Raw genomic sequence first — 18,263 nt, 5'->3', positions numbered from 1 at the left:
CTTTGTCGGCGCTGTCTCCAACTCCCTTGAGGTCTTTGGTGAAAAGCACACGAAAGGGTGATCGCTCACCCCGTCGCAATTGACGCCTTATCGGAAAGAAATGGGCGTGCTCCGGGGAGTTGTGCACACGCTGGGATCGGAACCGCGCGGACGGTCCTCATCTGACCCTGCTGCGCAGTGTCGCGAGCAGATACGCACAGAGCAGTGCGGTCAGGGACAACGTCAGTGCACCGCCCACAGGTTGGACGAGCACCCGGGCCGCCGCGGCCAGGTAGCGCGCGCCCCCGAAGGGCCACTGGAGCAGCAGAACCTCCCGCATCCGGACCGGAAAGTCCGCCGCGGTCCGCACGGCGGGGCCTGCCAGCACCTTCTGCACGAGGGGGACGACCACGACCGGTACGGCGAGCACCGCTGCGAGACCTGCCGTGGTGGACCGGAAGATGCCCGCCGCCAGCACTCCGGCCCAGGCGCACCCGACCACGAGTCCGAACCAACTCGCACCCAGCGAGAGCCAGTCGGCGGGAACTTCCGCCAGCTCCCGTCCGTAGACGACATAGAGCACTTCGGCGTCGCAGCCCACGGTGAGGAAGCCCAGTGCCAGCGCCGTGGCCCCGGAGACGAGCAGTTTCGCGGTGAGCAGCCCCAGCCGGCGGGGCACGGAACCGCGGTCCGCCGCCAGGGCGGGGTGGCGGAACTCGTCCCCGAAGGCCAGCGCGCCGAGAAGTCCCGCGCCGAGCGCCGCGGGCGGCAGCGGCACCTCCCGCGGCCATGCCGCGAACAGCCGTGCCTGCGGGGTGTGGCCGATACGGGCGAGCAGGACAGCCATGAGCGCGGAGAGCGCGAGCACGGCACCACAGGTGAGGAAGCCCGTGCCGATCCCGGTGGCACGGCGCAACTCGTAGCGGAGGGGGCGGAGGGGACTGGGGGCGGGGCGGACGGAGATCGGGGGTGGGAGGGCGGACAGGGCGTCGGCGGTGGGCGACCTGTCCGGCGAGGGCGAGGAAACCGCGTGGGAGCGTGCGCCGGGCAGACCGGGCAGGTCCGGCGTCGCGGAGTCGGCGGCGTGGAGGGGCGCGGCGTGCGGCGCGGCGGGGGCCTGCGCGGCGACCGGGGGTGTGGGCCCGGTCCCGGGGAGCCCTGGCACCTCGGACGTGGGTACGACCGGCTTCACCCCGCTCAGCGGGCGACTGCCGGAGTCCAGGTGACCGTCGGCGTTGATCGGCGCGTCCGCAGCAAGGGGGAAGCCCGGTAGGTTCGGGGACATCACGACCGATGGCGTGCCCGCGGAAAGCGGTTCGCCGGCGTTGCGTGGCTCCGTCGCCGCAGGCGCTTCATGGACAGCCCGCGGACGCAGGGCGGGCTCGCCGCGGCCCGGTCGCAGCCGGACGCCCTCCTGGGCCGGGTCCGCCGGTCCTTGCCCCTGTTCGTCTCCCTGCGGCTCGTTCTCGGACCGCGGCCCGCCAGGCCGCTCAGCCACGGGCTGCGGTGCACCCAGGTTCTCGGTCATGACGGCTGGGCGTTCTCCGTCCGCCGTCCGTGTTCCGGCACCCGGCCCCATGTCGCCCACCTCGTCCGCGAGTTGATGGACGAGGATGCCGTGGCGGAAGGCGGCGTCACCGATGTCGGCGGTGGAGCTGCCGTACACGGAGAGGCGATTGCCTTCCTCGCGAACGACCTCGACGGAGCGCCGGTCGGTGCGGGCCTCCTTGACGAGCAGAGCCGCCAGGCGGGCGGCGTGCGGGGTGCGGACCGCGACCCGGGGACGCAGCCGCGTGCGGGCGAACTCCGCGACCTCCTGGTCGGCGACGAGCCTGCCGTGGTCCACAGTGACGACCCGGTCCGCGTGCCGCGCCGCTTCCTTGGGCTCGGCGGTACTGAACAGCACCGTGCCGCCCTGGGCCGCGTGCGCCCGGAGCATGTCGTGCAGCCAACGGGCTTCGCGAGCCGACAGCCCGTCCGTGGGTGCGTCCAGTACCAGGGTGTGCGGGTCCGGCAGCAAGGCGCAGGCCAGACCCAGTCTGCGGTCCATCCCACGCGAAAGCGTGCCCAGACGTTCTTCCCGCAGACCGACCAGGCCGACGACTTCGAGAACCTCGTCGGCGCGTCGGGCCGGGACTCCTGCGGCCGCGCAGAGCATGCGCAGATGCCCACGGACCGAGCGCGCCGGATGCCCGGGTACGTCACCGAGGAGAACGCCCACCTCGTGTGACGGGTGGGAGATCTGGTGCAACGGACGCCCTCTGAAGTGGGTGATCCCACGGCCGTGTTGCAGTTCGAGCATGAGTCTGAGTGCCGATGTCTTGCCCGCCCGCGGCGCACCCAGAAGTGCCGTGACATGGCCCGCGTGCGCCTCGAAGGAGACGTCGTCGACGGCGGGCGGGTGCGCCTTGCGGGGGTTGCTGGTCAGTCCGAAGGCCTGGATCACCTGCAGCAAGATAGCGCGCCGAGTCCGGTTTTCCGGGTATCACCCTGTCTGCCCCTCAGTGGGCCTATTTCTTGTCGGGCACCATGCTGGGCTTGCGCGCGGTGACGGTTCCCGGTCCGGACCGGGTGACAGGCCGCGCGCCGCGGACAGCGCGGACAGACCACAGGCACAGCCTCACTGGCAGGACCCAGCCCGGCTTCCCTCCGGCCGGCTGACGGCGCACCGCCGGCCGGACCGTCGTGTCACACCTCGGGACGCAGCATCGGAGGGTTGAGCAACGTGGCACCGCCGGCCCGGAACAACTGGGCGGGACGGCCGCCCTGGCGTGTGGTCGTCCCGCCCGTGGGGACGAGGAAACCGGGAGTCCCGGTCACCTTGCGGTGGAAGTTGCGCGGGTCGAGCGCCACTCCCCATACCGCCTCGTAGACACGGCGCAACTCGCCGACGGTGAACTCGGGCGTGCAGAACGCGGTCGCCAGGGACGAGTACTCGATCTTCGACCGGGCGCGTTCCACGCCGTCGGCCAGGATCTGGGCGTGGTCGAACGCGAGCGGTGCCAGCGGCTCGACGTCACGGCCGTAACCGGCCTGCTGCAGCAGTTCCTCCACGGGTGCCCAGCGGGCGTTGCTCGCGTCACCGCCCGCCCGGGGCGCGGGCAGGTCGGGGGCGAGCGCCAGATGAGCGACGCTGACCACACGCATCCGCGGGTCGCGCTCCGGATCGCCGTAGGTCGCCAGCTGTTCGAGGTGGGCGCCGTTGTCCTGAGCGGGGGCGGACGGATCGTGCACGCACAGCCCCGTCTCCTCGGCCAGCTCACGCGCCGCGGCCTGGGCAAGATCCTCATCGATCCGTACGAAGCCGCCGGGCAGCGCCCACCGCCCCTGGAACGGCGCCTCGCCCCTGCGCACCGCCAGCGCACACAGGGCGTGGCGACGCACGGTCAGTACGACCAGGTCCACGGTGACGGCGAAGGGCGGAAAGGCTGACGGGTCGTAGGGCATGCGGCGATCATAGTCGTCTGCCTGACGATAAACACTCCCTTCGTCGGCCGCTTCGGTGGCTGATCCAGTGGGGTCCCATGAGGACCCACGACGGCTTCCGTTTCTTTCACCCGAAAGGCGTCGTGCGAGGTCACGCTCCCAGTTGCAGGCCGTCCGCGGCTTCCTCGACCATGGCGAGCCCATGTCGGCTGATCCGCAGGGAGAAGGGCGCACCCGCCACCCTGAGCCCGGTCAGGACGATCTCTCCCAGAGGCACGCTCTGCACCGGCCGAAGGATGATCGTCCGGGCGGGAACATCAGGGCGGATACCCGCGAGCGCGGACAGGAGCAGCACCCCGGAGGCCGCCGCGGTGGCGGCCGGACGGCAGGCCGCAGGGTGGGGCGCGGGGGCGCTCCCTTCGGTTCGCTGCTCTCCTGCGTACATCTCGGGCAGCCGGTGTCCGAAGTGCTCGGCCGCCGCCAGCAGTCCCCTCAGTACTCCGTTCGCCTCCGTCTCATGGCCCGCGGCCGCCAGGCCGACGACGGCAAGCGTGGTCTCGCGGGCGCGCACCGCTCCGGTCCGATGGCCGAAGGGGTTGTGTCCGGGCTCGTCGGCAGCCAGTCCTCGCAGTCCCCAACCCGAGTCCATGGTCCGACCGGCGAACAGCCGGGCCAGTTGGGCGGTCTGCCCCGTGTCGAGCAGGCCGGGTGCCGGCTCGCCCCCGCCGAGCAGACCGGTGTCGAGGAGATGGGCAGCGGCGGAGCCCAGGTGCGGCAGGGGGCGCCCGTCCTCGGCGCGGGCGGTCACCGGACGTCCACCACCACGGTCCTCGGCCCAGAAGTCCTTCCGGAACGCCGTCCGCAGGTCCTGAGCCCACTGCCGCAGCCAGGTACCACCGGGCCTGTCGTACGCGTCCAGCAGGTCGGCTCCGAGCAGCGCCGCCCGATGGGCGTGCGCCTGGGTCTCGCAACGGGCGGGGCCTGCGGGCTGCGGGTCGCGAAGGTAGGTACCGTCGCCCACGGCGTGACGCAGCCAGGTCAGGCAGCGCTCGGCCGCGGGCAGCAACTCCTCCGTCTCCCGTTCCGTCAGCCCCCAGCGGCGTGCCTCCGCGAGCAAGGCGGGGAACAGCAGTGTCGCCTCCGTTCCCGTGCAGCTCGGCGGAAGGTGGGCGCCCGCATCGCGTAGCGGTCCGGGGATCAGGCCGGCCTGCGGCCCCGCTCCCGGCAGTTGGGTCCGGGCCAATGCCCGCAGCGTGCCCGCGGCGAGGCCGGTGCCGAGGGGAAGCGCCATCCGGGCGGCCGCCAGTGCCTCGGCCGGGGCCGGACCGCAGCGCCAGGGCACGCCCGCCGCGAGCCAGATGTCGGTAGGATGCGCCGGGTCCCGTACCAGCAGTGCTTGCAGATCCTCGATGCTCGTCCGCAACAGAGCGCCGGTCCCGGGGAAATCGCCCAGTGCGCGGGCGTGCGCCAGCGGGCTCGTCGCCGCATGGCCCACGGCCCGCAGCGGCCCCACGCCGTCCGGCCGCACTCGCAGCTCGACGTTCGCGGTCCCGCCCGGTGGCAGGTCGATCTCCCAGCGAAGCAAGCCCGCGGAGGCCAGTGCGTCGGTGGGCGGCGGGGCCGCCGTGACCGAGGAGTTCCCGGTCGCGCAGGTCCAGCGCAGGCCGGAGTCGTGGACACTCGCCGGGAGTTCGGCACCCACCGCACCAGAGGCGATCGCACTGAGCTCCGCGAGATCGGTACCGAGGGCCACCTCGACCGGCAGGCGCAGCGGACGACGGGCCGCGCTGCGCAACGTGATCCGCTCGGTGCCGTCCGCGTGCCGTACGCGCTCGACCAGGACGTCCGGATCCGGACCGGCAGCCGAACTGGAGCACAGCGTGCCCAGGAACCGCGCGCGGTCGGCCCCGGCCATCGCGGCCCGTACCGCCAGCGGTTCGCGTCCGGCGATCCGGAGCTGGCATCGGGACAGCAGTCTCCGGCCAGCACGGTAGAAGCCTTCCAGGCCCCGGCCGGTGAGCTGAGCCTGTTCGGTCGAGATGGCGAGGCCCGGCAGCGCCACGCAGATCAGGGCCGTATGGGTAGGTGGCAGGTCGGTGGAACGACGGGGTGGTGGCAAGGGCCAAGGCGCTGCACCGCCCCGGGAGGGTGCGCCGGGGACGCCGCGGCCCTGGATCGTGGATCCGTTCGGTTGCTGGTTCCACGGCGGCAGCCGATCGAGGGGTTGGCCCGTCGGCGGGGTGTGCGGCCGGTGAGTTTGTCCCGATGGTGCCGACGCCATGGGTCTGGACGTTGCGGGCACCGTGGGTCTGGACAGCGCGGGTCGGTTGTCGGCGGTGGGCGGTGTGGGTTGATGCATCGGGCGCCTTCTTCCGCGCGCTGTGCGCCTCGGGCGTGCACGGCGCCGGGGGGAGGGCGCCGGATGGGCGAAGGAACTGCGACGGAGCGGCCCCTCCGGCCCTTCCGCCACTCAGGTGAACGGAACGGGGCTGCTCGGGGTCACGCCTCACCTCGCGGCGGCCGGCCGGGCTTGGACTGGACCACCGCCCGGATCCGGCCTCATCGCCCGCACCCATCCGGCCGAGCAGTGGCGGGCCGTGACGCGACTGCTGGTCCCGGTGACAGGACAGCAATTGTTTTCGACGGCCCGGCAGCAATCCGTCACGACGGTGGACCGGCCACCGGAGCATGCCTCCGGCCCGGCGGAGATTCCGGTAGGAGAGTCGCAGCCGGTCCAAGACCGCCTCTCGCCACCAGCCACGCCTACGCCGGAAGATACTCACGAGTCCCCCTCCGGGCCATCGCTCGCGGCCCGCGTCCCTCCAGCGGACGCAGGGCCTCGTCGCGCATCGCTCCGGCCCGCCGCACGCGTACGCGTGCCGCCCGAAGCCGGGACGCCGGGGCGGGTGGAGCCCCCGGCCCGGGGCGGGTGAGAGGAGGAGGACGCCGGACGCCGGACCTTTGCGCGTACCGGACGGGCGTCGTCGTCTGCTCCGCCCCGGACACGCACCCGGCGCCGACGGCGTGGGCCCGCCTGCGCGGAGTCCTGATGGGCGGAGGGAGTTTTCCGGTCTCCCTGGTCACTCCCATCGAGCTGCTCAGACTGGTCTGCTTGATCTGTCTGGCCGGTCTGATCGGCCTGCTCGGCCTGATTCACCCGATCCGTCTCCGCCTCCGCCGGCACTGCGGTGGCTTCGTTGCTGCGCGCCTCCTCGCGTCCCGCCCGCAGACAACGGCGAATCGCCTCCGGGTCCAGGCCCTCGTTGCACGCCTGGTGCAGGAGACGGGCGAACAAGTAGTCCGGATCCGCCCCGAGAGCCATCGCCAGCGCTTCCCTGGCCTCCAGGTCGTCGCCGGTGGACCAGGCGACCCAGCCCGCGAGGGTGAGCGGCGCGGCGGCGTGCTCTCCGTAAGGTCCGACGCATCGACGGGCCAAGGCACGCCATAGGCGCAGGGCCGGACCGGCCTCGTCCCCCTCCATCCACGCGGCCGCGCGGTCTCGGGTCGTGCGGTCCTGGAGGCCGAGGATCAGCCGTGCCGCGTCGTCATGGGTGAGCAGGTCGTCGTCGCGCAGATCCGCGGGAAGCGTGCCGGACACCGGGGTGACCGCCGCGAACCGGCCGAGGGCGTGTTCGGCGAGGGCGAGTGTCTCCTCCGCCACGTCGGCCCGCGCCGTGTCGTCGAGGATCCGGGGTACGAGTGCCATGCCCGCCACGTCCAGGGCGGTCTCCTGTTCCAATGCCGCGGACGTCTCCCAGGGCAGCAGCCGGGCCCGCAGCTCACGCAGCGTGCCGCGTACCTGGAGGCCGGCGTAGGTCGCGGCGGCAGCCAGCACGGAGGTTCCCGGCAAGCCCATCGGCGATCCGTCGTCCGGGCAGCAGCCCTTGTTCGGGCAGCAGTACGACCAGAAACGGCCGTCCGAGATGCAGAGGGCCTCGATGACGGGCACGTCCAGGGCGCCGCATTCTGTGCGCAGCAGCTGGGCGAGCGGCTGCAGGCGCACCTTGACCTCGCGTCCCGTCTCGCCGTTCGCCGGTTCCTGGCAGACGTAGGCGACGATCTGTTCGGGCCGGGTTCCGCGGCGTTCGCTTCCGGTCACCAGGCCCTGTGCCAGCTGCCGGGCGGCCGCTGCCCAGTCATCCCTGTTCGCCGGGATGCCGAGCCTTGCCCGACCGCCGAACCGGCCGCGTCCGTCCCGGTCGTGGAGGGCTACCAGCACGATGCTGTCCTCGGGGCGGTATCCGAGCAGATACGGCAGGGCGTCGGCCAGTTCGGCCGGCGTGCGCAGGGTGACCTGGGCGTCGTAGCCAGCGCGACCGTCAAGTGTGTTTCGTGCCGTGAAGTCGCTGTTTTCGGCAGGTCCAGTCGGTTCGCTGTGATTCGTCATGCGCAGACGATCTCGCGGATCATGGGATTCCGCTTGAGCCTGTGGATAAGTACGAGCAGGGACACGACAATCCGGCGGATCACGCACTCCCTCGCCCACGGGCCGCGCTCACTGTCCACAGGGTCGCCCGGTTGTCGGCGCCGTCCTGTTGTATGGAACGCATGGAACACACGAGCAACACGGATCTCCGTGCGCAGGCCGACGCCGTCCTTGCCCGGCTGGTCGGGGACACCACGGGCGCCGCACGGCTGCGCGAGGACCAGTGGCGGGCGATCGAGGCGCTGGTCGCCGATCACCGCAGAGCCTTGGTCGTGCAGCGCACGGGATGGGGCAAGTCCGCGGTCTATTTCGTGGCGACCTCGCTGCTGCGGGCCCAGGGCAGCGGTCCCACCGTGATCGTCTCGCCGCTCCTCGCACTGATGCGCAACCAGGTGGAGGCCGCCGCGCGCGCCGGAATCCATGCCCGGACCATCAATTCCTCGAACACCGAGGAGTGGGACGGCATCCAGGCGGAGATCGCGTCGGGCGACGTCGATGTCCTGCTGGTCAGTCCGGAACGCCTCAACAACCCGGACTTCCGCGACCAGGTCCTGCCCAAACTGGCCGCCGCGACAGGACTGCTCGTCGTGGACGAGGCCCATTGCATCTCCGACTGGGGCCACGACTTCCGGCCCGACTACCGGCGCCTGCGCACCATGCTCGGCGACCTCCCGTCCGGTGTGCCCGTCCTGGCCACCACCGCGACGGCCAACGCGCGTGTGACCGCCGACGTCGCGGAGCAATTGGGCACCGGAGGCTCGTCGGACGCGCTGGTGCTGCGCGGCCCCCTGGACCGGGACAGCCTGAGCCTCGGCGTGCTACGGCTGCCGGACGCCGCTCACCGCATGGCCTGGCTCGCCGACCACCTCGACGACCTGCCGGGTTCGGGCATCGTCTACACCCTGACCGTGGCGGCCGCCGAGGAGGTCACCGCCTTTCTGCGGCAGCGCGGTCACGCCGTCGCCTCCTACACCGGGAAGACGGAGAACGCCGACCGGCAGCAGGCCGAGGAGGATCTGCTCGCCAACCGCGTCAAAGCGCTGGTCGCGACCTCCGCGCTCGGCATGGGCTTCGACAAACCCGATCTCGGATTCGTGGTGCACCTCGGTTCGCCCTCCTCCCCCATCGCCTACTACCAGCAGGTGGGCCGGGCAGGCCGCGGCGTTGAGCACGCCGAGGTGCTGCTCCTGCCAGGACGGGAGGACGAGGCGATCTGGGAGTACTTCACGTCGCTGGCCTTCCCGCCGGAGGAACTGGTGCGCCGTACGCTCCATGTCCTCGCCGAGGCGGACCGCCCGATGTCGCTGCCCGCCCTGGAGCCACTGGTGGAGCTGCGGCGCTCGCGCCTGGAGACCATGCTGAAGGTCCTCGACGTGGACGGGGCGGTCAAGCGGGTCAAGGGCGGCTGGATCGCCACCGGGCAGCCATGGACCTACGAAACCGAGCGCTACGACTGGGTGTCCCGCCAGCGAAAAGCGGAGCAGCAGGCCATGCGCGAGTACGTCGCCGTCACGGGCTGCCGGATGGAGTTCCTGCAGCGGCAACTGGACGATGAGGGGGCGAGCGCGTGCGGCCGCTGCGACAACTGCGCGGGGGCCCGGTTCTCGGCGGACATGTCCGGGGCCGCGCTGGACGCCGCGCGTGTCGATCTGGGGCGCGCGGGCGTCGAGGTCGAGCCCAGGCGCATGTGGCCGACGGGGCTGCCGGCCATCGGCATCGATCTCAAGGGCCGGATCCCTGCCGGGGAACAGGCGGCGCCGGGGCGCGCGTTGGGGCGCCTGTCGGACATCGGCTGGGGCAACCGGCTCCGGCCGATGCTCGTGCCGGGGACACCGGACGCACCTGTGCAGGACGATGTGGCGAGGGCCGTGGTGGACGTACTGGCCGACTGGGCGAAGGGCCCCGGCGGCTGGGCGCCGGGCGCCTCCGACGCGCAGCCGCGGCCGGTCGGCGTGGTCACCATGGCCTCCCGCACCCGGCCGAAGCTGATCCACTCCTTGGCCGCGCGGATCGCGGAGATCGGCCGCCTGCCGCTGCTGGGATCGCTGGAGTACGTCGGAGAGGCGCCGCGGCTGTCGCGCAGCAACAGCGCACAGCGTCTGCACGCCTTGGACGGCACACTGGCGGTACCTCCCGCTCTGGCGTCCGCGATCGCGACGGCGAGCGGTCCCGTCCTGCTCGTGGACGACTACACCGAGACCGGCTGGACCCTGGCGGTCGCGGCCCGCTCACTCCGGCGGGCGGGAGCACAGGGAGTACTGCCTCTGGTCCTGGCTGCCCAGGGGTGATCGCCCGCCGTGGCACCGCGCTCTCGGTGCCACGGCATCGGAAAGTGTCCTGCTCGTACACCCCACGAGTCACCGGACGGCGCCCCGGGTAGGGATATAAGATACAGACCGCCGGATATCGGTCGGTGGCCCCAATTGCTCGTTGCCGCATCCCAGTTCGACAGGAAGAATTGAAGTCCGCTCCCCGCACGGCTCGTCCGTGTTCCGGTTGGGCCTGCTGCGGTGCGCACCCTCCGAATCCGACCCCGCCCGCAGTGTGGGCGCGTAGCCGAAGGGAGGAACGTGACCTTCGGATTCGCTCCGTCCTCGGCGGCACAGTTGTCGACCTCCGCGTCCGCCGCTTCCGCCAGCCGCCTGCTCGAACCCGCCGAGTGGGCCGCCGCGGGGATCCCGCTTCTACGCAAGCCCCGCGAGGTCGTCAGCGGGCTGCACACCCGGCACCGGCCCAAGGCCATGACCGCGATCGTCGGCGTGCTGGACCCCGAGGAAAGGCTGGCGGCGAGCGCCTCGTTCACGCGCCGCCCGGCCTCCGCGGACGGCTGGATGTTCCGCAACGCGCTGCTGGCCCAGTTGCGCCGGGTCATTCCGCACGACCTGCGGCGCCGCACACCCGTACGCACCGCGGTGCTGCTCTACTGCCGTGAGGGTGACGCACGTTGGACGGAGGAGGACGGTGCCTGGATGTGGGGACTGCGTGACGCCTGCACTCTGCACGGGCTGCGGTGCGGCGCGTACATCACACTGACCCGCGACGGCTGGCAGGTACTGGGCGAGGGCCGCGGGGGACGCCGCCCCAGTATGGACTCGACGCCGGAACCTTTCGCCACCGCGGACGACCCTCCCCCGTTGCCCCGCACCGGTGGCGGCGTCTCGGAGGTAATGCGCCGCGCGGCGGCCCGCTGAGCGGTATCGTCCTCAGACCCGGGTTTCCGGATCGCTTCGGCATCCTCGGAGGATGCCGCCCTCACGTCTGCGGGTCCGACCGACGCCCACGAGGTCCGTGGTGGAGCGGCACCCCGGACCTCCGTGGATCATCACGCGAGCGCCGCCGCGACGCACCCAGGACGAAGGGCGGCCAACCGTTTCCGGGCAGGCCAAACCCAGCACTGTGCGGTGCCGCCGCAACGGCCCATCACCCACCCCAGATGTCCGGCAGAGGTCCGGACGCGGCTCAGGCGCCCATGCCCAGTACCGAGTTGATCTGCTGCGGGTCACCACAGACGATCATCAGGGCACCGGCCCGGGCGTGGGCCAGGGGAAGGACGGTGGTGGCAGCGGTGTCAGGACCGCCGTTGACCGCGACCACGACCACCGGACGGGAGGCGGCACGGGAGACGACAGCGGCGTCCGCATAGAAGACGTCGTCGCCGGCATCGTGCTGCGCCCAGTAGGAGGCGTCGCCGAAGGACAGTTCGTGCTCGGCCCACGGATGCGGCCGGCCGGTGGTGATCACCAGCACGTCGCCGGGGGCACGACCCGACTCCAGGAGCAGGTCCACCGCCTCGTCGGCGGCGTCCAGCGCTCCCTCGGCAGGGGCCGGGATCAACTGGACCTGCGGAGACGCCGCGGGGACGTCGGAAACGGCCGGACCCGAAGGGACAGCCTTGGCAGGGGCCACATCTCGCGGCGTACGTTGCACCGGCGGTGCGGGCCGGACAGGGCCCGGACGACCGGGACGGGACGGAGCAGCCGGGCGGGGACCGGGTACGGGACGGGGGGTCGGCGCATTGCGGCCACTGGCCGGCGTGGCGCGGGGACCCTGGGCACTCTCGTGAATCTGAGGCTCCTCGGGAATGAGAGGCATGAGCTGATATTTATCAAACGTTGGTACGGCTCGCACGACCGGGTGGCACAACAGTGCGAGTGGGATCGTCAGAAATCGAAGCCGAGCTGACCCTCGATCTCCGGAACGCTTCCCTCCGCCCAACTGCGGGCCTTCTTGAGATGCCGCCACCGAGGCAGCGCATCAAGATACGCCCACGACAACCGATGGTGCGGGGTGGGGCCCCGCTCCTCCAGTGCGGCCTTGTGCACGGGAGACGGATACCCGGCGTTGTCCACAAAACCGAAGTCTGCATGGTCGATACCCAGTTCGGCCATCATTTTGTCGCGCTGAACCTTGGCGATCACCGAGGCCGCCGCCACGGCCACGCAGGAGCGATCGCCCTTGATCACCGTACGTACCCTCCAGGGTGCGCCCAGGTAGTCGTGCTTCCCGTCCAGGATCACCGCGTCGGGACGGACCGGAAGCGCCCCCAGCGCGCGCGCAGCCGCGAGCCGCAGCGCCGCCGTCATCCCCAGTTCGTCGATCTCCTCGGGCGAGGAGTGTCCTAGCGCGTAGGACGTCACCCACGTCCGCAGCACCTCGGCCAGCTCGGTGCGCCGCCTGATGGTGAGCAGCTTGGAGTCGGTGAGCCCCTCAGGGGGCCGGCGAAGACCGGTGACGGCCGCACAGACGGTGACGGGTCCGGCCCAGGCGCCGCGCCCTACCTCGTCGACACCGGCAATGACCTTCGCTCCGGTCGTGGCGCGGAGGGAGCGCTCGACGGTGTGAGTAGGCGGTTCGTACGGCATGGCGCCCTAAGCGTACGCCGCCCGGATCCCTGAACGACACCCCGGCCCGCCGCTACGGCCGGAATGCCGGCCCTCGCCGGGGTCAGGCCCCGTTCGGCCGGGGCAAGGGCAGCATCAGCAGGTCGACCATTTCTTCGATGTCCTGGTCGCTCCATTCGCTGGCGCACATCTTGTTGCGATACATCATCATCGCCGGGATGGCGTCGTAGACGTATCCGTTCGCCGCGCCGGGGCGCACCTCGCCTCGCTCAATTCCCCGGCCGATGACCACACCCAGCAACTTGATCATCGGCTCTACGACACCTTCGACGATCACGGCCTGGAAGCGCTCGACCTGCATCGAGTCGCATTCGTGAATCACCGCGCGGAGCGCGAAACCCGGACGGGAGAACATCGCCTGCCGGGCCTGACGGCACAGGGCAAGCAGGTCCTCACGCACGCTCCCGAGATTGGGAGCCTCCTCCACACCCGGCAGAGCGCTCCGCAGCGCGTCCGCGACGAGATCCTCCTTCGACGGCCAGCGGCGATAGACCGCGGCCTTGCCGGTCTGGGCGCCGGCCGCGACTCCCTCCATCGTGAGACCGTTCCAGCCGACGGTGCTGAGTTGCTCCAGCGCGGCAGGGCGTGGGCGGCGCCGTCGCCTCGCCCACCTCGCCGGCCCTGATCACCACGACGTTCCGCGAGGGACCGGAGCGCAACCGGGCGTTCGGTGTCTTCGCCGCCGTGTCCGCCGGTGGTGGTGCCATCGGTCTGCTCGCCGGCGGCATGCTCACCGACTGGCTCGACTGGCGCTGGGTCCTTTTCGTCAACGTGCCGATCGGCCTTCTGATCGTCTCGCTGACGCCTCGGTTCATCCATGAGTCCGAACGCCACCCGGGACGATTCGACATCGCCGGCGCACTGACCTCGACCCTGGGCATGGCCTCTCTCGTGTACGGCTTCATCCGCGCTTCCGAGAACGGCTGGCGCGACGGCCTGACCCTCGCATCGTTCGGCGCGGCCGTGGTTCTGTTGCTCGCCTTCGTCTTCACCGAGAGGCGGGCCAAGGAAGCGATCACCCCGCTGAAGATGTTCGCCGACCGCAACCGCTCGGGCACGTATGTGATCATGCTGAGCCTGACCGCGGCGATGTTCGGGGTGTTCTTCTACATCGTGTTGTTCGTGCAGAACGTGCTCTGCTACAGCCCGATCAAGGCCGGGCTGGCCTTCCTGCCCGTGACGGTCGCGATCGGCATCGGGGCCGGTCTGTCGCAGCGGTTCCTTCCCTCGCTCGGCCCCAAGCCGTTCATGATCATGGGCGCGACGTTCGTGGTCATCGGTCTCGTCTGGCAGAGCTTCATCAGCCCTGACAGCTCCTACCTCGACGGAGTACTGGGCCCGCTGGTGATCTTCGGTTTCGGCATGGGCCTGAACTTCGTGACGGTGACGGTCACGGCCGTCTCCGGCGTCGCCCAGCACGAAGCCGGCGCCGCGTCCGGGCTGCTCAACGCCACACAGCAGGTGGGCGGTTCGCTCGGCCTGTCCATCCTCACCACAGTCTTCGGCTCGGCCAGCAGGGACGAGGCGACGAAGCAACTGCCGAAGTTCCTCGCCGACGGCTCGCCCGCGCAGAAGACAGAATTCGCCAAGACGCAGCAATTGCCTGCCCCTTGGGGCCACGAGGTACTCGCGCACGGCATCTCGACCGCCTTCATACCCGCGGCCGCGATGGTCGTACTCGCCCTGGCCACCGCCTGGCTGGTGATCAAGGTCCGCAAGAGCGACCTGGAGGCCCTCTCCGGAGCCGCCGGCCCAGGGATCGGCTGAGCCGGAAGGCGGACCACAGGACCGCGGATGGCCGGACCGAGCCCGGGGGACGGACGGCGAGGGCGAAGATTCGGCCATCCGCATCATGGCCATGAGGACGGGAAGCGGAAGCAGCATCAGCGGCCGGACGAGCGTCCCCGGTAGGACCAGCGCTACTGTCAAGATCAGCGCCACCGGCAAAAGCAGCACCCCCAGCAAGCCCGGCGGCACCCGCCGAACCGGCGTCAGCACCGCGATCGCCATCGCCACACCCCACCGTTCACCTTGACCAAGCCCCCGCCGTTGTCTGAACCTCGCGTCCGCGCACCCCATACGCCACACAGTCGATGTCAGAACAACGCGCGCCCATCACGTAGAGTTCCCAATGATCACACAGAGTTCTCGGCGGTGGTGCGGCACCTGGCCGGCAGGCGGCAGCCACAGCCCGGCCCCCTGGGTGCTTGGTATGCGGACGTTCCGGAACTACGTAGCCAACGCACGGCCCGGACGCCCCGCGAAGGAGCATCAGCCGTCACCATCCGGCCGCCCTATTCGGAGAACCAGTTCGGCAGCGGATCCCGCCAGCGCACGAAAGGCCGGTCGAGCGTGTACCTGCCGTCGTCGCCGAGAACCAGCATGCGCATCTCCCCGTTCTCGGGGTTTGACAGCGATTCGAATTCCGCGACCGTCCAGTGGAACCAGCGCATGCAAAAGAGCCGCATCGCCAGGCCGTGGGTCACCAGGAGCACATTGGGTGGGTGATCGGGGGCTTCGAAGCTACGGAAGAGGCTCTCCAGGAATCCCCCGACCCGGTCGTAGACATCGGCCCCGGACTCGCCCTGCGGGAATCGGAAGAAGAAGTGCCCGTACGCGTCGCGGTAGGTTTTCTGGAGCCGGACGTCGTCGCAGTCCTGCCAGTTCCCCCAGTCCTGCTCACGCAGGCGCGGCTCCTCGCGCACCCGTATCAGTTCGGGGTCGAGGTGAAAGGCGCGGAGCGTTTCGTGCGTGCGCCGGTACGGCGAGACGTACACGCTCACCCGCTCCCGGCCGAACACTTCCCGGAGCCGCTTGCCCGTCTCCTCGGCCTGCTGCCAGCCGCGCTCGGTGAGAGCGAGGGCGTGGTCGGGTTCCCGCTCGTAGACGGAGTCATCGACATTGCCCGTCGACTCGCCGTGCCGGACAAGGACGATGCGCCGTGGTCGTGCCATTGCTGGTTGGAGGCACGGTGTCCTTGCGGATCCGTTTCCTCCGTCCCCTTTCAATCCGTGCGTGCGGTTGCCCCGCACACGACTTACCGGTGATCTTCTTGGCAGCGTTACGCAGCCTTCGGACAGCGAATGACACTCCGCAGTTCATGCAGGCCATGCCCGTTGAACCACTCTTCAGTCCACTCCCGCTGCCGGCCGCGCCGCAGGTTGCGTCCGCGTTCTTCAACCATCGGCCTGTCTCGCACTTCCGAGACGGACGCATGTCCGTCCACTACGACATGACCGTCCACTACGACATGTCCATCCACTACGACGGTGATTTCCCCGTCGGGGCAGTTGGACCGGGTGACTGCCCTCGCATTCACCCTCACCGCGGACGTGGCCAATGTGAGGGCCCGTTCCTCCCGGCACGTGATGTTCGGCCTCCTCGCACTCCCGCTGCCTTCCGGACGACTTCGCCATCGGCTGATACGTCCGGCCGTCTGCGCGACGCCGGGCAGGGTCAGACGGGACTCTCCGGTTCCGGCCCGGCCCGCACGGTGCACAGGTGCCGCGCTCCGTACCCAGGGAGGACACAAGGGCCGACCCCGGAACAGGGCCCCCGGAACATGGCCTTCGCCCCGGCATGACGGGCTCGGACGCTCCGCTGTCCGTTCGACGAGGCTGCAAGGTTCGCGTGACGCCACGGCCCGCGCGCCCTCTTCCCTCAAAGGGGGTCTTGACATCCCGCCCAGCCCGACACGTCTCCAGGACGAACCGAGACCTGCTGCCGGGCACCCCGTGTCCGCCCGGACGGGACTGCCACCCGCGAGCCTGGACCGGCTTTCTGGACGCACCATGTCAAAACCCTAGATCGGGTGGCACCCGGTCGAGCACTCTTACGCGCTCCATACGGCGTAGGTCACACGAATCCTGCACCACAGGCCACTCAGGGCCACATGCCGCACGCGTTCGGTCGTCAAACCGTCCAGGCCGGTTCCAGTTCCACGATGTCACCGGTGAGCGCCGAGATGTCCGCTTCGGTCTGGGCACGCAGCGCCAGCCGTTCCACCCGCTCGGTGCGGTACTTGCCGTGCTCTGCGGCCGAGCGCCACATCGACAGGATCAGAAACTCGTGCTCAGGGGCCTCGGCGAACATGCCGCGGATCATGCCGGGCGAGCCGGCCATGGCGGGGTTCCAGACCTTCTCCTGCATCAGCGTGAAGTTCTCCACCCGTGCCTCGTGGACGCGGCAGTGGGCGACACGGACCAGGTCGGAGTCCGCGAATCGCGGTTCGAAGCCGGTCTTCACGTCGAACCGGTACTCGAAGAGTTTGACCTGGCTGTCCTTGAACGTACCCGCCTGGGCCGAGGCCAGCCGGTCGTGCGACCGGGCCATGAAGGAGTCGTAGAAAGCGCGACTCTCCCAGAAGGCGAAAACGTGCGCCACGCCGGGCCGCTGCCGACTCCAGCCACCGCCCTGCCCGCGAAATCCCGGCTCTCCCGGAAGCCCCGCCCATTTCCGCTGCCCCCGCTCGAACCCGCGGCGGTCCACCACGGTGCAGCGAATCCACTTGACCAGCACCGCGCCATCGTAAGGCCATGGAGCATGGCGCCGGTCACGCTCCGCCGGAGATCGCCCGCACACAGGTCCATGGAGCGTGGCACGATGGACAACGAACCTTGGCAACGGGGAAGTTGGCAAGTTCCCGGAGGGGGACGGAAGGGGAATCCTGGTGAACGGCCTGAGCAAGGGCATCCGCAAGGTCGAGATCGCGCTGAAGTGGGATCCGAGCCCTGTGGGACAGCCCCCCACCGATCTCGACCTCATCGCGGCCACGTACGAGAGGGACGATCCCTACGGCACGCCCGCCTATCTGGTGCATTTCGACAGCCGCTCGCCCGACGGGACGATCCTCCTCAATCGGGACAGCGCGGACGGCAAGGGTTTTGGTTCGGACGAGGTCATGACAGTCGAACTCGACCGGCTCGACGGCCGGTACGCGCGCGTGGTGGTCGGCGTCGTCATCCAGCAGCGGCCCGTGGACCGGAGGTTCGTGAATGTCCTGAATCCGGCGGTGCGCATCCAGGAGGGGTACACCGTCCTGGCCGAGGACGACTTCGCATCCGTCCTCGGGGCGACAGCGGCGACCTTCGCGGAGTTCGTGCGTGACGAGTCCGGCGGATGGGACTTCCTTCCCGGTGCGCACGGCTTCGAGGAGGATCCCGCCGTCTTCTCCAGGGTCATGGGCCGACGCGGCGGGCCGGGCGGTCAGCCCGGGTAGGAACCCGGGGAGGACCTCATCCCGGCTGAGGCACGACGATCGCGCGGGTCCGCGGCGGCGCTTCCGGGACCGCCCGGCGCTGGGTGGGCTTGCGCGGCGACGCGTCCGTGTGGCGTGTGCCGACACGGCGGCCGGCCGGTAGGTGGAGCAGGCGCGGCGCGAGCATCGTGCTGGACGCCGGCACAGGGAGCCGGACCGGGCGGGCCTGTCCCGTGTCGACGCCTCGGGGTCGGGCGCAAGCTACCGGGGCGACGCGGTCATGGCCGGAGAGTACGAGGGCGTAGACCGCCGTACGAGCGGAGAGGGGGGGGCG

The 18,263-nt window shown here is 70.6% G+C and carries 12 protein-coding genes and 1 pseudogene; 4 read left to right on the top strand and 9 right to left on the bottom strand.

Annotated features, from left to right (window positions below; translation table 11 throughout):
* Nucleotides 1-157 precede the first annotated feature (157 nt).
* From ACFYPJ_RS34315 to ACFYPJ_RS34300, 4 genes are all read right to left on the bottom strand, one after another.
* On the bottom strand, nucleotides 158-2,425 hold the full coding sequence (locus ACFYPJ_RS34315) for an ATP-binding cassette domain-containing protein (protein ID WP_389025510.1): 2,268 nt from the start codon (nucleotides 2,423-2,425) through the stop codon (nucleotides 158-160).
* Between the two features lie 242 nt (nucleotides 2,426-2,667).
* Nucleotides 2,668-3,426: an NUDIX domain-containing protein gene (locus ACFYPJ_RS34310; protein WP_389025509.1), complete on the bottom strand. Its 759-nt coding sequence runs from the start codon at nucleotides 3,424-3,426 to the stop codon at nucleotides 2,668-2,670.
* Between the two features lie 130 nt (nucleotides 3,427-3,556).
* Nucleotides 3,557-5,764 carry a glycogen debranching N-terminal domain-containing protein gene (locus ACFYPJ_RS34305; protein WP_389025508.1) on the bottom strand — a complete coding sequence of 736 codons (2,208 nt, stop codon included), beginning with the start codon at nucleotides 5,762-5,764 and terminating at the stop codon, nucleotides 3,557-3,559.
* A gap of 420 nt (nucleotides 5,765-6,184) precedes the next feature.
* Nucleotides 6,185-7,792: a DUF4192 domain-containing protein gene (locus tag ACFYPJ_RS34300; protein WP_389025507.1), complete on the bottom strand. Its 1,608-nt coding sequence runs from the start codon at nucleotides 7,790-7,792 to the stop codon at nucleotides 6,185-6,187.
* Nucleotides 7,793-7,953: 161 nt separating this feature from the next.
* Here ACFYPJ_RS34300 and ACFYPJ_RS34295 point away from each other — a divergent pair, with 161 nt between their 5' ends.
* Both ACFYPJ_RS34295 and ACFYPJ_RS34290 read left to right on the top strand, forming a co-directional pair.
* Nucleotides 7,954-10,119, top strand: coding sequence for a RecQ family ATP-dependent DNA helicase (locus ACFYPJ_RS34295; RefSeq protein WP_389025506.1), 2,166 nt, complete (start codon nucleotides 7,954-7,956; stop codon nucleotides 10,117-10,119).
* 282 nt (nucleotides 10,120-10,401) lie between these two features.
* On the top strand, nucleotides 10,402-11,022 hold the full coding sequence (locus ACFYPJ_RS34290; RefSeq protein ID WP_389025505.1) for a hypothetical protein: 621 nt from the start codon (nucleotides 10,402-10,404) through the stop codon (nucleotides 11,020-11,022).
* Between the two features lie 268 nt (nucleotides 11,023-11,290).
* Here ACFYPJ_RS34290 and ACFYPJ_RS34285 read toward each other — a convergent pair whose 3' ends face one another.
* The 3 genes from ACFYPJ_RS34285 to ACFYPJ_RS34275 form a co-directional block, all read right to left on the bottom strand.
* Nucleotides 11,291-11,923, bottom strand: coding sequence for a hypothetical protein (locus ACFYPJ_RS34285; RefSeq protein WP_389025504.1), 633 nt, complete (start codon nucleotides 11,921-11,923; stop codon nucleotides 11,291-11,293).
* A 68-nt stretch (nucleotides 11,924-11,991) separates the two neighbouring features.
* The gene (locus ACFYPJ_RS34280) at nucleotides 11,992-12,693 is read right to left on the bottom strand and encodes a ribonuclease HII (protein WP_389025503.1); all 702 of its coding nucleotides are present in this window, start codon (nucleotides 12,691-12,693) and stop codon (nucleotides 11,992-11,994) included.
* Between the two features lie 82 nt (nucleotides 12,694-12,775).
* A complete protein-coding gene (locus tag ACFYPJ_RS34275; protein ID WP_389025502.1) occupies nucleotides 12,776-13,267 on the bottom strand; it encodes a TetR/AcrR family transcriptional regulator C-terminal ligand-binding domain-containing protein in 492 nt (163 codons plus the stop codon).
* A 44-nt stretch (nucleotides 13,268-13,311) separates the two neighbouring features.
* Here ACFYPJ_RS34275 and ACFYPJ_RS34270 point away from each other — a divergent pair.
* Nucleotides 13,312-14,499: pseudogene (locus tag ACFYPJ_RS34270) on the top strand (MFS transporter); the annotation flags it as partial.
* Between the two features lie 527 nt (nucleotides 14,500-15,026).
* On the opposite strand, the gene ACFYPJ_RS34265 reads toward ACFYPJ_RS34270, so the two are convergent.
* Complete coding sequence (locus ACFYPJ_RS34265) at nucleotides 15,027-15,686, bottom strand: histidine phosphatase family protein (protein WP_389025501.1); 660 nt, start codon at nucleotides 15,684-15,686, stop codon at nucleotides 15,027-15,029.
* A 958-nt stretch (nucleotides 15,687-16,644) separates the two neighbouring features.
* The gene (locus ACFYPJ_RS34260) at nucleotides 16,645-17,250 is read right to left on the bottom strand and encodes a YdbC family protein (protein ID WP_389025500.1); all 606 of its coding nucleotides are present in this window, start codon (nucleotides 17,248-17,250) and stop codon (nucleotides 16,645-16,647) included.
* A 151-nt stretch (nucleotides 17,251-17,401) separates the two neighbouring features.
* Here ACFYPJ_RS34260 and ACFYPJ_RS34255 point away from each other — a divergent pair, with 151 nt between their 5' ends.
* The gene (locus ACFYPJ_RS34255) at nucleotides 17,402-17,950 is read left to right on the top strand and encodes a TerD family protein (RefSeq protein WP_389025499.1); all 549 of its coding nucleotides are present in this window, start codon (nucleotides 17,402-17,404) and stop codon (nucleotides 17,948-17,950) included.
* Nucleotides 17,951-18,263 lie beyond the last annotated feature (313 nt).

The organism is Streptomyces sp. NPDC006012 (genome assembly GCF_042871185.1).
Lineage (GTDB): Bacteria > Actinomycetota > Actinomycetes > Streptomycetales > Streptomycetaceae > Streptomyces.
The sequence above is the reverse complement of the archived record's forward strand: the minus strand, read 5'-3'. Positions and strand labels throughout refer to the sequence as shown.

What these genes read in the sequence shown, in the direction of transcription:
- ACFYPJ_RS34310 (WP_389025509.1), bottom strand. Translation starts at nt 3,426, where the DNA reads ATGCCCTACGACCCGTCAGCCTTTCCGCCCTTCGCCGTCACCGTGGAC.
- ACFYPJ_RS34305 (WP_389025508.1), bottom strand. Translation starts at nt 5,764, where the DNA reads ATGCATCAACCCACACCGCCCACCGCCGACAACCGACCCGCGCTGTCC.
- ACFYPJ_RS34300 (WP_389025507.1), bottom strand. Translation starts at nt 7,792, where the DNA reads ATGACGAATCACAGCGAACCGACTGGACCTGCCGAAAACAGCGACTTC.
- ACFYPJ_RS34295 (WP_389025506.1), top strand. Translation starts at nt 7,954, where the DNA reads ATGGAACACACGAGCAACACGGATCTCCGTGCGCAGGCCGACGCCGTC.
- ACFYPJ_RS34285 (WP_389025504.1), bottom strand. Translation starts at nt 11,923, where the DNA reads ATGCCTCTCATTCCCGAGGAGCCTCAGATTCACGAGAGTGCCCAGGGT.
- ACFYPJ_RS34280 (WP_389025503.1), bottom strand. Translation starts at nt 12,693, where the DNA reads ATGCCGTACGAACCGCCTACTCACACCGTCGAGCGCTCCCTCCGCGCC.
- ACFYPJ_RS34275 (WP_389025502.1), bottom strand. Translation starts at nt 13,267, where the DNA reads ATGGAGGGAGTCGCGGCCGGCGCCCAGACCGGCAAGGCCGCGGTCTAT.
- ACFYPJ_RS34265 (WP_389025501.1), bottom strand. Translation starts at nt 15,686, where the DNA reads ATGGCACGACCACGGCGCATCGTCCTTGTCCGGCACGGCGAGTCGACG.